General features: G+C 69.1%; 15 protein-coding genes. All 15 read right to left on the minus strand.

The window, feature by feature from the left end; all coding sequences use genetic code 11:
- Positions 1 to 58 precede the first annotated feature (58 nt).
- A complete protein-coding gene (locus tag B9Y82_RS07895; RefSeq protein WP_100472197.1) occupies positions 59 to 1,237 on the minus strand; it encodes a flagellar hook-length control protein FliK in 1,179 nt (392 codons plus the stop codon).
- On the minus strand, positions 1,237 to 1,704 hold the full coding sequence (fliJ, locus tag B9Y82_RS07900; RefSeq protein ID WP_100472198.1) for a flagellar export protein FliJ: 468 nt from the start codon (positions 1,702 to 1,704) through the stop codon (positions 1,237 to 1,239). The genes B9Y82_RS07895 and fliJ overlap by 1 nt, the downstream gene beginning before the upstream one ends.
- Before the next feature lie 3 nt (positions 1,705 to 1,707).
- Positions 1,708 to 3,102: a FliI/YscN family ATPase gene (locus B9Y82_RS07905; protein WP_087922476.1), complete on the minus strand. Its 1,395-nt coding sequence runs from the start codon at positions 3,100 to 3,102 to the stop codon at positions 1,708 to 1,710.
- Entirely contained in the window at positions 3,099 to 3,740 is a 642-nt protein-coding gene (locus tag B9Y82_RS07910) for a FliH/SctL family protein (RefSeq protein WP_087922477.1), read from the minus strand. Before B9Y82_RS07910 ends, B9Y82_RS07905 begins: the two co-directional genes overlap by 4 nt.
- Positions 3,737 to 4,723, minus strand: a complete 987-nt coding sequence (gene fliG / locus B9Y82_RS07915) for a flagellar motor switch protein FliG (protein WP_024958226.1) — start codon at positions 4,721 to 4,723, stop codon at positions 3,737 to 3,739. Before fliG ends, B9Y82_RS07910 begins: the two co-directional genes overlap by 4 nt.
- Positions 4,724 to 4,730: 7 nt before the next feature.
- Positions 4,731 to 6,377: a flagellar basal-body MS-ring/collar protein FliF gene (gene fliF, locus B9Y82_RS07920; RefSeq protein WP_100472199.1), complete on the minus strand. Its 1,647-nt coding sequence runs from the start codon at positions 6,375 to 6,377 to the stop codon at positions 4,731 to 4,733.
- 13 nt (positions 6,378 to 6,390) lie between these two features.
- Positions 6,391 to 6,756 (minus strand): flagellar hook-basal body complex protein FliE, encoded by a 366-nt coding sequence (gene fliE, locus B9Y82_RS07925; protein WP_014037113.1) that lies wholly within the window; start codon positions 6,754 to 6,756, stop codon positions 6,391 to 6,393.
- Positions 6,757 to 7,129: 373 nt separating this feature from the next.
- Positions 7,130 to 7,546, minus strand: coding sequence for a hypothetical protein (locus tag B9Y82_RS07930; RefSeq protein WP_100472200.1), 417 nt, complete (start codon positions 7,544 to 7,546; stop codon positions 7,130 to 7,132).
- A gap of 185 nt (positions 7,547 to 7,731) precedes the next feature.
- Positions 7,732 to 9,237 carry a sigma-54 dependent transcriptional regulator gene (locus tag B9Y82_RS07935; protein WP_100472201.1) on the minus strand — a complete coding sequence of 502 codons (1,506 nt, stop codon included), beginning with the start codon at positions 9,235 to 9,237 and terminating at the stop codon, positions 7,732 to 7,734.
- Complete coding sequence (locus B9Y82_RS07940; protein WP_010485922.1) at positions 9,234 to 9,611, minus strand: response regulator; 378 nt, start codon at positions 9,609 to 9,611, stop codon at positions 9,234 to 9,236. The genes B9Y82_RS07935 and B9Y82_RS07940 overlap by 4 nt, the downstream gene beginning before the upstream one ends.
- A 14-nt stretch (positions 9,612 to 9,625) precedes the next feature.
- Complete coding sequence (gene rpoN, locus B9Y82_RS07945; RefSeq protein WP_100472202.1) at positions 9,626 to 11,035, minus strand: RNA polymerase factor sigma-54; 1,410 nt, start codon at positions 11,033 to 11,035, stop codon at positions 9,626 to 9,628.
- 321 nt (positions 11,036 to 11,356) lie between these two features.
- A complete protein-coding gene (locus tag B9Y82_RS07950) occupies positions 11,357 to 11,989 on the minus strand; it encodes a response regulator (protein ID WP_005413261.1) in 633 nt (210 codons plus the stop codon).
- Positions 11,990 to 12,081: 92 nt separating this feature from the next.
- A complete protein-coding gene (locus tag B9Y82_RS07955; RefSeq protein ID WP_100472203.1) occupies positions 12,082 to 12,660 on the minus strand; it encodes a PilZ domain-containing protein in 579 nt (192 codons plus the stop codon).
- Positions 12,657 to 12,950, minus strand: a complete 294-nt coding sequence (locus B9Y82_RS07960; RefSeq protein ID WP_100472204.1) for a hypothetical protein — start codon at positions 12,948 to 12,950, stop codon at positions 12,657 to 12,659. Before B9Y82_RS07960 ends, B9Y82_RS07955 begins: the two co-directional genes overlap by 4 nt.
- Positions 12,947 to 13,363: a flagellar export chaperone FliS gene (fliS, locus tag B9Y82_RS07965; protein WP_005416447.1), complete on the minus strand. Its 417-nt coding sequence runs from the start codon at positions 13,361 to 13,363 to the stop codon at positions 12,947 to 12,949. Before fliS ends, B9Y82_RS07960 begins: the two co-directional genes overlap by 4 nt.
- Positions 13,364 to 13,404: the final 41 nt, after the last annotated feature.

The following is a 13,404-nucleotide window of genomic DNA, read 5'->3' on the forward strand; positions in this document are numbered from 1 at the left end:
CCCTGGTGGGTGCCAACCGCCCCGCTCTGGCGGGTGCCAACCTTGGTTGGCACGCCTGTCAGGCGTAGGCGTCCAGCAACCCGCGCTGGCGGATCAACTGTGCGGACGACACGCTGGCGTCGCCCGGCGTCGGTTCTCCGTCGCCGGCCATGCCGCCGCCACCGGGCTGACCCGATGCAGTGCCGCCACCACCGGGCGCCTGGTGGCCGACATCGGCGTGGGCCAGCTGGAAGCCCTGTTCGCCCAGCAGCTCGCGCAGGCGCGGCAGGCTGCTCTCCAGTGCCTGGCGCACGTCCACGTGCGGGCTGCTGAAGCTGGCATGCACCTTGTCGCCGTTCAACTGCAGGCGCACATCGACCGGTCCCATGTCGTCGGGGCTCAGACGGATGTGGGCGTGGCCGATCTTCTGGTCGGCCAGCCAGCCCAGGCGCGCGCCGATGGCCTGATCGAAGCCGTCATCACCCAGCACGGGCTTCGGCGTGGGTTCGCCATCGAAGATCGCATTGCCGGTGGCGAGCGCGGCCTTCAGGTCCTGCACGGCGGCGGTGGCCGGTCCATGCAGCAGCGGTGCGCTGGCGCGGTCGCCAAGGGGCGCCACGTCGCTGCTTTCGCCACGCTCGCTGCGCTTGCCGGGCAGGATGATCTCCGGCAGTGGCAGCGCGGTGGCGTCGTCAGCGTTGCTCGCCGCCGGCCTGTTGTCGGTCGCCGCTGGCGCTGCGGCCGCCGCCGCCGCTGCCGGGTTGGCTGCAGGCAGTGCCGGGTTCGCGGCCGGGGTAGCGGGCAACGCCGGGCCGTTGCTGGCAGGCAGGGGCGCAGCTGCGCTGGGCAGCGCGGCGGCCGGATCGGCAGGCGCCGGCATCGCCAGCACCAGGCCGGCCAGGCCGAGCGGTGGCCACGGCGCGTCGTCGGTCGCGGCGGGCTTGTCCTTGTCGGTACCGGGACCCGCGGGGGCTGCGGCAGCGGGCGGTTGCGGCGGCGTTTCTACGGTTGTCGCTTCGGCGTCCGCGTTGCGTTCACCCGGTGCCTGGCCCTTGCTGTCGGCGGTCGACGGCTGGCCCGGCGTGGATGGCGTCGTCGCCGGCGTGGTGGCGCTGCCGGCAGGGGCGGGTGCCGACGCGGCGCCGCTCTGCAGCAGCTGGCTGAAGTCCTTTCCGCCTTCGCTGCGCGAGGCGCGCGCGGCACTGTTGCTGGTGGTGGGCGTGGCCGGGTTGGCACTGCTGGCGAGCGGAGCGGGCATCACGAGCGGCCTCCCTGCTCGGCGCCGTCCTGGTCTTCGGCCTGCACCAGGCGTGCACGCCGCGCACCAATGTCGTCCATCTCGCGCTGGTCGCGGCGGTCGGTCACCACCTTTTCCTGCGCGCGGTAGCTGGCGGCCAGCTGCTCCAGCACCGCCTTGTCACGGCTGGCCAGGATCAGGCGGGCGCGCTCGGCCTCTACTTTTTCGCGGTTGCCGTCGACCGTGGCCTGCTGCTGCTCGACCGCACTGTCCAGGCGGTCGAGGAAGGCGCGACGGTTCAGCAGCTGCGCCGGGCTGGTCGCGGCCATCTGCGCGTTCGCGTACTCCTCGGCATAGCGGCGCAGTTCGTCCAGTCGCGATAGATGGGTGTCGAGCACGCGCTGGCGTTCGGCCAGGTCGCGGGCAACCGCGTCCTCGTGTTCCTGGGCCCGCTTGAGCAGGGGATCGATGCGCTTGGACTGGTTCATGGCTTAACTCTCTTGTTCCACCAGGCGCTGCAGCGCCGCCTGGCTGTGCGGGAGATCTGCGGCCTTGGCAACGTCCTGGCCGAGGAACTCCATGATTTCCGGCCAGCGTTCCAGGGCTTCGTCGGTGGCCGCGTCGTTGCCGCGCTGGTAGGCACCGATCGCGATCAGGTCGCGGTTGGCCGAGTAGGCCGAGACCAGCCGCTTCAACTTGCGGATGCGCAGGCGCCACGGTTCGTCGGCGATTTCCGTGACCACGCGGCTGACCGAGGATTCGACGTCGATGGCCGGGTACAGGCCGCTGTCGGCCACCCGGCGCGAGAGCAGGATGTGGCCATCGAGGATCGCGCGCGCGGCGTCGGCGATCGGATCCTGCGGATCATCGCCTTCGGTCAGCACCGTATAGAAGGCGGTGATCGAGCCACGGCCCTTGGCGCCGTTGCCGGCACGCTCGACCAGCGCCGGCAGCTTGGCGAACACCGACGGCGGGTAGCCGCGGGTGGTCGGCGGTTCGCCCACCGACAGGCCGATCTCGCGCTGCGCCTGGGCGAAGCGGGTCAGCGAGTCCATCAGCAGCAGTACGTTCAGGCCCTGGTCGCGGAACCACTCGGCGATGGCGGTGGCACGATAGGCGCCGTGCAGGCGCGCCAGCGGCGGCCGGTCGGCGGGGCTGGCGACCACCACGGCGCGGCGCAGGCCTTCCTCGCCCAGCGTGGTCTCGACGAAATCGCGGACTTCGCGGCCGCGTTCACCGATCAGGCCGACCACGATCACGTCGGCGGCGGTGTAGCGGGTCATCATGCCCAGCAGCGTCGACTTGCCGACGCCGGAGCCGGCGAACAGGCCGACGCGCTGGCCGCGTCCGATCGGCAGCAGCGCGTTGATCGCGCGCACGCCCACGTCCAGCGGCTGGGTGATCGGTTCACGCGCCAGCGGGTTGATCGAGACGCCGGCCATGCCGACATGCCCTTCGGCGCGGATCGGGCCCTTGCCATCCAGCGGCACGCCGTCGCTGTCGATGACGCGGCCGAGCAGGCCTTCGCCGACTTCCACGCCACCACGCCGCGCCGACGGTACCACCCGCGCGTTGGGCAGCAGCCCGTGCAGCTCGGCGCTGGGCATCAGATAGGTGCGCTCGCCGGCGAAACCGACCACTTCGGCATCGACCCAGCCACCATCGACCACTTCCACCTTGCAGCTGGCGCCCAGCGGCGCTTCGCAGCCGACCGCTTCCAGGGTGAGGCCGACCGCGCGGCGCAGTACGCCCTCGCGGATCAGGCCGCGACCATGCGCGGTATCCACGCGCAGGCCATCCAGGCGGCTGGCCAGGCGCAGGTTGCGGGCCACGGCCCAGTCGGCCGCTGGCGCCGGTTGCGGCGCGGCTTGCGATTCCGGGCTCATGCGCCTGCTCCGGTCTGGCGGATCACCGCGTCCAGCGCGCCGCGCAGGCGGGCTTCCAGGGTGCCGTCGATGCGCACCGCTTCAGCGTGCACGCGCAGGTCGCCACGGCTGAGGCTGGTATCGGGTACCAGACGCTGCGCCGGCGACAGGTTCAGCAGCGGGGCGAGGGCGGCGATGTCATCCGGGTGCAGCCGCACTTCCACCTCGCGGGTGCTGCCGCCGACCGCGTCGATCGCTTCACCGACCAGCTGTGCCAGCAGTGCCGGCTCGGCTTCGTAGGCGCGGCCGACCAGCGCGCCGGCGATGCGCACGGCCAGTTCGCCGAGTGCGCCGACCACTTCGTTCTCCAGCCGCACCAGCGGCCGGCTGAAGTTGTCCAGGATGCCTTCGATCTGCGCGGCGAGGCGACGCACCTCGGCCTGGCCCTGGCCGTAGCCGTCGGCATGGCCCTGGTCGAACCCTTCCTTCTCGGCGCTGTCCTGGATGGCCTGGATTTCTTCCAGGGTGGGCAGCTGCAGCGGCGGCTCCGGTTCGTGTTCCGGGTCCGGCTCGGTGAGTTCGAACGCATCCTCCTGATCCAGCGCCGGTTCGGGCTGGGCCAGCAGGTCCGGGGCAAGCCAGCGCACGACGTTGCTCACAGCATGGCCTCCGCGCTGCCACCGATGGTGACGGTGCCTTCATCGGCCATGCGCTTGACGATGGCCAGGATCTCGCGCTGCGCGCCTTCCACGTCGGACAGGCGCACAGGGCCGCGGGCTTCCATGTCTTCCAGCAGGATTTCGGCCGCGCGCTGCGACATGTTGCGGGTGATCTTGTCGCGCACCTTGATGTCGGCACCGCGCAGGGCCAGGCCCAGGCGTTCGCCGCTCACCTCGCGCAGCACCAGCTGCATCTCGCGGTCGTCCAGGTCGACCAGATCGTCGAACACGAACATCAGGTCCTGGATGCGGTTGCTCAACGGCGCGTCGATACGGGCGATCTCGCCCAGGATCGCCTGGTCCTGGCCGCTGTCCATGAAGTTCAGGATATTGGCCGCGCACTGCACGCCGCCGATGTTGGACGACTTCAGGTTCTGGTTGCCGGCGAACTGGCGCTCCATGATCTCGTTGAGTTCATTGAGCGCGTTCGGCGGAATGCCGTCGAGGGTGGCGATGCGCAGCAGCACGTCCACGCGGGTACGGTCGGGCAGCAGCTTCAGCGCGTCGGCGGCCTGGTCGGTTTCCAGATGCGCCATCACGATGGCGATGATCTGCGGGTGCTCGTTGCGCACCAGGTCGGCCACCGCACGCGGGTCCATCCACTTCAGTGCGTCCAGGCCGGTGGTGTTGCGGCCGAGCAGGATGCGGTCGATCAGGTTGCCGGCCTTCTCGCTGCCCAGCGCCTGCACCAGCATGTTGCGGATGTAGTCGTCCGAGCCCACGCCCAGCGAGGTCTTCGAGCCCAGCTCCTGGCCGAACTGGTCCATCACCCGTTCCACCTGCTCGCGGGTGATGTCGGTCATGGTGGCCATGGCGATGCCGATCTTCTGCACCTCCTTGGGTTCCATGTGGCGCAGCACTTCGGCCGCGTCCAGCTCACCCAGCGAAAGCAGCAGTACGGCGGCGCGCTGCACGCCAGTCAATGCGGCCTCAGTCATTGGCCACCCAACCCTTGACCACCTGGGCCACGCGCTTGGAGTCGGTCTTCACGGCTTCACGCGCCATCCGCAGTCGTTCCTCATATGAATCCACCGGCAGGGCCAGCGTATCCGGCCCGCCCAGGCTGGCCCGGTCGGCGCCCAGCGCCGGCAGCGGGATGCCATCGTCATCGACCAGCTGCACGTCCGCGGTGTGCGGTTCCAGTGCCTGTTCGTCGTTCTTCTTCCCCTGGCCGGTGATCGCGCGCAGCGCCGGGCGCAGCACGCCGAACAGCAGCGCCAGCACCACCACCGCGCCCAGCAGCATGCGGCCGGCATCGTGCACCCACGGCAGTTCCCACCAGGCCGGCCCTTCGACCGGCGTGGTGTCACGCACGAACGGGGCATTCATCACCGACACGGTGTCGCCACGCTCGGCGTTGAATCCGACGGCCTGCTTGACCAGCGCTTCGACGCGGGTCAGTTCGGCAGCCGACAGCGGCTGCGGGCTGACCTTGCCGTTGGCACCGGCGCGCGGCACGTTGTCCACCAGCACCGCCACCGAGACGCGCTTGATGCGGCCGGCCGGCTGGCGGGTGTGCTGCAGGGTGCGGTCCAGCTCGTAGTTGCGGGTCGCGTTCTTGCTGCTTTCGGTCGGGGCCTGCGCGGTGGCCGGCGCGGCCTGCTGGCCCGGCGGGCTGTTGCTGGTCGCGCCCGGCACACCCTGCGGACCCGGCGTGCTGGTGGTGTTCTCGCTCATCTGCTCGCTGCGCAGCTTCTGCGGCTCACCGTTGTAGAGTTCGCGGGCTTCCTCGGTCACCGAGAAATCCATGTCCACACTGACTTCCGGATTGACGCGGCCCGGGCCTGTCATCGGTTCCAGCAGTTCGCGGATGCGCTGGTTGAACGAGGTTTCCTGGCGTCGCACCTGCTCGAACTGGGCGGCGTTGACCGCCGCCTCGCTGTTCGGATCGGTGATGCTGAGCATGCGCCCGCTCTGGTCGACCACGGTCACCCGTTCCGGGGCAAGGTCCGGAATGCTGGCCGCGACCATGTGCACGATGGCGTCCACCTGGCTGCGTTCCAGCTGCTGGCCGCCACGCAGTTCCAGGGTGACCGAGGCGCTGGCCACGTCACGCTGGCGGGTGAAGGCGCTGGGCTTGGGAATGGCCAGGTGCACGCGCGAATCACGCACCGGGCGCAGCGTGTTGATGGTGCGCGACAGCTCGGTTTCCAGCGCATGCTGGTAGCGCGCGCTTTCCACGAACTGGCTGACGCCGAAGCCCGGGTCGCGTTCCATCAGCTCGAAGCCGAGCTTGCCGCTGTCGGTCAGGCCCGAGCCAGCCAGCTTCAGGCGGGCGTCGTGCAGGTTCTTTTCCGGCACGGTGATGCCACCGGTGGCCGGGTCGAGCGCGAACGGAATCTGCGCGGCGCGCAGCAGGTCGGTCGCTTCAGCGGTCGCCTTCTGGTCCAGGCCGGTGTACAGCGGGACCATGCCCGGCTTCTGCGACCAGAAGAACACGGACAGGCCTGCCGCCACCGCCACTGCGATCATCGCCATCAGGCCCAGCCGACGGGTGATCTGCAGACTCTGCAGGCGGTCGAACCATTGCCCGGCCTTCTCGGCGTTCAGGCTGTCCTTGGAGAGCGTCAGTGCCATGCGTCAACGTTCCTTACAGCGGCATGTTCATCACGTCCTGGTAAGCCTGGACGAGACGGTTGCGGACTTCCACGGTGGCGCGGAAGGCGATCTGGGACTGCTGCGAGGCGACCATCACCTTGGCCAGGTCGGCGCTGGGGTCGCCCATTTCGAAGGCCTTGGCGAGGGCGCCGGACTTCTGTTGCGCATCGTTGACGCCGGCAATCGCACCACGCAGGGTTTCGGTGAAGCTGGCCGGCTGCACCTGCGGCGCATCCAGCACCGTGCCCGGCAGGGCATTGCTGCGCGGCGTTTCGCCCAGCGGGTTGAGCGCCGGCTGTCCCATCTGGGTCTGATAGGAGCGGATCTGCGAAAGGATCGAGGTGACGGAGTGGGACATCTGCAACGGTTCCAGAAACAGGGATGGGGTTGTCTGCTGGAACCAGTGCAAGTGCCGTGCCGAAACCGGTTTTCGATTCAGTGAAGTGAGGAGGTTGGGAGCGTGCTGGCAGGGCTGCGCCCTGCACCCGCAGAGGCAACGGCAACGTCAAAGGCGGGCTGTCCGTGGGGTGGCGGAGTGGGGCCGGTTGCGGGGGACGCCGTAAATCCGTCCCTGGAGGCTCGGTCGCGCCATCCCGCAACCGGACCCACCCCGTCTTCGACAGTTGGCCGCGATCTGTTGGAACCTGTTGCTGATGGTGGGTGCCGACCGTTGGTCGGCACGGGCGCTTACCGCATTGGCGGCGCCATTTATCCGGCGTCGGTTTTCCGGCCTACGGCTGCAGGGTCCAGCGGCCGGAATTCTGGCGCTGGCGCGGCGCGATGGGGCCGTCGTGCTGGGTGTAGATGAAGCGGCCCTGGTGGTCGGTCTGGCAGGTCAACAGCAGGCTGTAATGGGCGCGGCCGGCCGGGTGGGCTTCGGTCATCCGGATTTCGGCGATATGCGGGGCCAGGCGCTGGTAGCGGTAGCTGCCGCCGATGCGCAGCTCGGTGCCGAGGATGTCCAGCACGTACTGGTTGCCGGCAAAGCTGACCTGCACCATGCGCCCGGCATTCGGGTTGTCGGGTGCGTACAGCGGATCGCTGAGGTTGGTGAACTGGCGCTGGTCCAGCGTGGTGGGCAGGGTGCAGGTGGCGGCGGTGGCAATGCCGGGGCAGAGCAGAGCGGCGAGCAGGGTAAGGCGATGCATGGTGGAACCTCCTTGGGGTGTCCATGCCATGCTCCGCAGTGCGGCCGCGTTGTCTCTGGGAAAACGTGCAAATGCAGTGGGGTCAGATCCCTTTCCTGCGGAAAGGGATCTGACCCCAGGCACTGGAAACACCAACGCCCGGGCAAGCCCAGGCGTTCGTGCCCCCTTCATGCTGGCAACGCGGTTCAGCCGGCCAGTTCGGCCTGCTCGCGTTCGATGCCGTACTTGCGCAGCTTTTCCACCAGGGTGGTGCGGCGCAGGCCGAGCAGTTGCGCGGCGTGGGCGACCACGCCCTGGGTGCGCTCCAGAGCTTCGTTGATCAGGCCCAGTTCGATGTTGGCCATGTGGTTGCGCAGGTCCAGGCCGTCATCGGGCAGTGCCGCCGGGGCGGCAGCGCGATTGACCGCGATGCCGTGCTCCAGTGCCGGCTGGCTGCCGCTGCCCGGGGTGTGGAACGAGAAGCTGCGCAGGTCCAGGCGTTCTTCGCTGGCAACCGGCGCTGCCGGTGCCGGTGCGGCCACCGCTGCCAGTGCCGCATCGCCGCGGTAGCGGGCCGGCAGGTCCTGCACGCGCACCGAGCCACCCGGATGCAGCACCGCCAGGCGCTCGACCAGGTTGGTCAGCTCGCGCACGTTGCCCGGCCATTCGTAACCGGCCAGGGCCTGCAGGGCTTCCGGGGTGAAGCGCACTTCGCCACGGCCGGTGCGGGCCAGCTGCGCGGCGATGGTTTCCACCAGCGCCGGCAGGTCCTCGCGGCGCTCGCGCAGGGCGGGCACGTCGATCGGGAACACATTGAGGCGATAGAACAGGTCCTCGCGGAACTTGCCTTCGGCGATGCGGGTTTCCAGGTCGCGATGGGTCGCGGCCACGACGCGCACGTTGCAGCGGATGGTCTGGTTGCCACCAACGCGCTCGAAGCTGCGTTCCTGCAGAACGCGCAGCAGCTTCACCTGCATCGGCAGGCTCATGTCGCCGATTTCGTCGAGCAGCAGGGTGCCGCCCTCGGCCATTTCGAAACGGCCCTTGCGGGCGGTCAGCGCACCGGTGAAGGCGCCCTTTTCGTGTCCGAACAATTCGCTTTCCAGCAGGTCGGCCGGAATGGCGCCGCAGTTGATCGCCACGAACGGGCCATCGCGGCGCGGCGAGCGCTGGTGGATCGCGCGCGACACCACTTCCTTGCCGGTACCGGATTCGCCCAGCACCAGTACGGTGGTATCGAACGCGGCCACCTGTTCGATCATGGTGCGCAACGCAGTCACCGCCGGGCCGTTGCCGGTCGGGCCTTGATCCTGCGCGGCGCCGGCCTGGTGCTCGGCATCCAGGCGCTTGAGGCTGGCGCGGCGCAGCAGGGCTTCCATCTGCGCATGGCGCAGCGGCGTTTCCAGCGGCCAGATGTTGGCTTCGTGCAGGCCGTGCTGCTGGGCAAACGCAGTGGCATCACCATCGGCCAGCAGCACCGGCGGCGGCAGGCTGCTGCCGCCCAGCCAGTGGTACAGCGCGGTGCTGGCGGCGCTGTCGTCCAGGCTGCCGACGATCACGGCCATCCAGTCGTTCTGGCGCTGGCGGCCCAGGTCGAAGTCGGCCGCGTCGGAAACCCAGCGCGGGTTGAAGTCCATGAATTCCAGCAGGGCAACGGTGCGCTCTGCGCGCACGGCGTCGTTGTCCAGCACCAGGATGCGCGATTCGCTCACGATCGATCCTCCCTGAGGCCTTCCAGGATCGGCATGACTTCCTGGATGTAGGACAGCTTGCTGACAAAATTGTCGGCGCCGGCACGCAATGCGTGTTCGCGGTGCTCGGCGTCGTCGAAGTGGCTGGCGATCACGATGTACGGTGCATCGTCCTGCGACTTGATCAGGCGGGTGGCCTGCAGGCCGCCCATTTCCGGCATCGCAAGGTCCATCAGCACCACCTGCGGGCGCAGTGTTTCCGAGCGTTCGATCGCTTCCAGGCCGTTGCCGGCACTGCCGACGATCTGCAGCCAGTCGATCTTGCGGAAATGGCGCATCGCCGCGTTGATGAAGCCCTCGTGGTCATCGACCAGCAGGACCGTGAGCTTGTTCATGTCCAACATCCTTTTCAGCCCACCCGGGCCAGCTGGGGTTGCCTGGCGCTGAGCCGGCGCCGTTCGCGGGCCGGGGCGATATCCAGTTGTTCTCGGTATTTTGCGACGGTTCGGCGGGCAATGTTCACCCCCTGGCGTGACAGCAGGCCGGCAATGGCCTCGTCGGCCAGCGGCCGGCCGGCCGGTTCGGCGTCGATCAGGCGGCGGACCATGGCCTTCACCGCCTGGCCGGAGACGCTGGCGCCTTCCAGGCGCACGGCGAAGAAGTGCTTCAGTTCGAAGGTGCCGCGCGGGGTCTGCAGGAACTTGCCGGTGGTGATGCGCGAGACGGTGGACTCGTGCATGCCGATTTCCTCGGCCACTTCCTTCAGGGTCAGCGGGGCCATGGCCTCTTCGCCACGGACAAGGAAGGCGGCCTGGCGCTCGACGATCACCCGCGCGGTGCGCAGCAGGGTGTCGTAGCGCATCGACAGGCCGCGGCTGAACCAGCGCGCCTCCTGCAGCATCTCGCGCAGCGCCGGCGCGGCTTCGCTGGTTTCGGCCAAAGCCTGTTCGTACTGGCTGTTGATCGACACGCGGCGGCTGGTAGCCGGGTTCAGGGCGACCTTCCACTGCCCATCGGCATGCCAGGCGACCACGTCCGGCACCACCACGGCGTTGCGTTCCGGCAGCAGGCTGTCGCCGGGGCGCGGCTGCAGCGAGAGGATCAGGCGCACCGCTTCGCGCACGTCGTCGATCTCGGCGTCGTGCTGGCGGGCGAGGGCGGGGTAGTCGTGGGCGGCCAGCGCGTCGAGCGCGCCCTCCAGGATGCGGCCGGCAAGATGGCGGGCCGGCACCACGCCGTGCAGGCTGCGCAGCTGTGCCTGCAGGCCTTCGCGCAGGTCCTGCGCGGCCATGCCGGCGGGCTCGCCATGCAGCAGCTGCTGGCGGATGGCTTCCACGCCGTCAGCGGCGATGTCGAACTGGGCGCTGGCCAGCAGCTGCAGCTGGGCCAGCGGCGCCTGCAGGTAGCCGGCTTCATCGCAGTGGTCCAGCCAGAACGCGGCCACGGCCAGCTGGCGGTCGTCCATGTCCAGCGACAGGCGCTGCAGCACGCGAAGCTGCGGGTCGGTCGATTCGCCGGCGGCGATGCGTGCCATGCGGTCGTCGTCGCCGTCCTGCCAGCTGGCACCGGCCACGTCCCACATCGACGACTCGGGCAGCTCGTCGAAGGCGGCAGTGTCGAGGGTGGTGGCACTCGCTTCGGTGGCCTCGGCCGCGGGCGCTTCGGCGTCTTCGATCTCCAGCAGCGGGTTGGAGTCCAGCAGGCGCTGGATTTCCTGCTCCAGGTGCAGGCCATCGAGCTGCAGCAGCCGGATCGACTGCAGCAGCTGCGGGGTGAGGTGAAGTTGTTGGCCCAGCTGGGTCGAGAGTGCTGCCTTCATCGTGGTTCCCCGGCACCGCTCCCCGGCGCCTTGTGGAACGCATCTTGCTTTTGATCCGGCGGGGGCGGAATCGGGGGGTTCCTGAGGGCTTTCGTGGATATCCCGACAGGATGTAAGGGTTTCCCCTACATCGGCGCGGGATGTTGACGAAGATCACCGCCAAGTTGTTGATTCGTGGTGCCGGATCGACCCTGTCCTGGGCGCGCCGTGTACGGATTCCTGTCAGGGCCTGTCAGGGCGACGGGAATTCGTCGCCGGTGCAGGGTGTCGCGGGGTCAGATCCCTTTCCCGTGGAAAGGGATCTGACCCCGATACCGGCGCTTACTCGAGCTCGTGCTGGTGGCGCGCGGCCAGCAGCAACAGGTCATTGGCGCGCCGGCAGCCCAGCGACTCCATCATGCGTGCACGGTGGGTCTCCACCGTCTTGACGCTGATGCCGAGATCGGCGGCGATTTCCTTGTTGCTTTCACCCTTGCCGATGCGGCGCAGGATCTCGCGCTGGCGTGGCGACAGCGCGGCGATGCCGGTGGGCTTCTCGCGGCCCAGCATGGGTGCAAGCATCTTGGCCGAGATCTGCGGGCTCAGGAACACCTGGCCGGCATGCGCAGCGCGCAGCGCCAGTTCCAGCTCCTGCGGTGCCGCATCCTTGACCACGAATCCAACCGCGCCACGATCCAGCGCGTCGCGTACGTGCGCGGCATCGTCGTGCATGGTCATCATCACCACCCGGGTACCGGGCGCGCGCAGCCGGATGTCGCTGAGTGCTTCCAGGCCAGTGCGGCCGGGCAGCGAAAGATCCATCAACACCACGTCCGGAGCGTGCTGCAGGGCCAGCTGCAGTGCCTGTTCGGCGTTGCTGGCCTCGGCGACCAGCTGCACGTCGGCAAACCCCTGCAGCAGCCGCGCCAGGCCGGCGCGGACGAGGGTGTGATCGTCGACGATGAGAACTCGCACAGGCACGCAACGGATCCGTGTAGGGGAGTCCACCTTAACTTAGCTGAACGGGCGCGCCAAGGGTCGGCCGTGCAGTGCCGGGGTGGCGGGTTTCAACGTGCGCGGCGCGCCTCGGCCACCTGGCGGCGGTGCAGGCGGAAGAGGTGCCGCTCCATCGCCATCTCCAGGCCATCGCCCAGGCGCTGGAAGCGCAGCCACAGGAAGTGGCCGCCACTGCCGTCGGCTGCCTCGGCGATGACTTCCACCGGCAGGTCGATATGGTCGGGCAGCCAGTCGCTGGGCTGCAGGCGCACCACGCCGGCCTGGCCGGGGGTGGCGCTACTGCGCGGGCCCAGCTGCAAGCGGATGCCACGGCGCGACCAGCGCACCGGGCGCAGGGTCAGCTCCTGGCCCTGCTGGCGAACCAGCCGGCCGAGGAGCACCATCGCCAGGTCCAGCTTGGCTTCCAGGCGCTGCAGCTGCAGGCTGGATTCGTTGCGTTCGTCGTGTTCGTCGACGCGGCTGTCCTCGACCAGCGCCAGGCTGCGCAGCAGGCCTTCGGCACTGCTGGTGCGGCCGGCCGCGCTGCCCGCCTGGAATTCGGCGGGCAGGGCCAGTTCGCAGCTGAGCGTCTCGTCGAACAGCTCGCTTTCGGCCGGGTGGTGCAGCGAGGTGGTCGGCAGCGAGGTCATGCCAGCGATTCTGCCTGCAGGTAGGCATGCGCCGCGCGAAGGGAGCGCTGGCCGTCGTTCATCAGTGCGGCCACGGCATCACGGCGCTGGCGCAGCAGGCCGAGCAGATTCTGCTGGCGCTCGAACAGGCCGGTCAGCGGAGCGTGGTCGGCGGCGGTCAGCGGCTGGCTGAGCAGGGCGTGCAGGGTGCTGTCGTGGCCGTCGAGCAGGCTGTCGGCCTGGTCGAGGGAGTCTTCGCCCAAGGCCTTCTCGAAGGCATCCAGCTGTGCATGCAGTTCGTGCAGGCTCATGGTGCCACCGCGGCCGGGCGGCGCTGTTCGTGCGGGATCGCATTCCAGGCGCTGTCGATCTCGCCCAGCAGCTGCAGTGATTCATCCAGCGCGGCACGGTCGTTGTGCAGGTTGGCCTCGGTCAGGCGCTGCAGCACGTAGTCATAGAGTGCTGACAGGTTGCCGGCGATCTCGCCGCCGGCCTCATGGTCCAGCGAGCCGTTGAGGTGGCCGACGATCGCGCAGACTTCGCCGATGGCCTTGCCCTTGCCGGCCTGGTCGCCACGCTCGAGGCTGGCCAGGGCGCGCCGCACGCGCTCCAGCGCACCGGCCAGCAGCATCGCCACCAGCTTGTGCGGATCGGCATCGGCGACCGCACTGGTCACTCCTACCTGGCGGTACTGCTCGGCATATTGACGGCTGGAACCGTACATTCGTGATTCTCCTTGCGCGGGGTGCCGCCGGTGATCGTGGG

Source organism: Stenotrophomonas maltophilia (assembly GCF_002799155.1).
In the GTDB taxonomy this organism is placed as follows: Bacteria; Pseudomonadota; Gammaproteobacteria; order Xanthomonadales; family Xanthomonadaceae; genus Stenotrophomonas; species Stenotrophomonas maltophilia_R.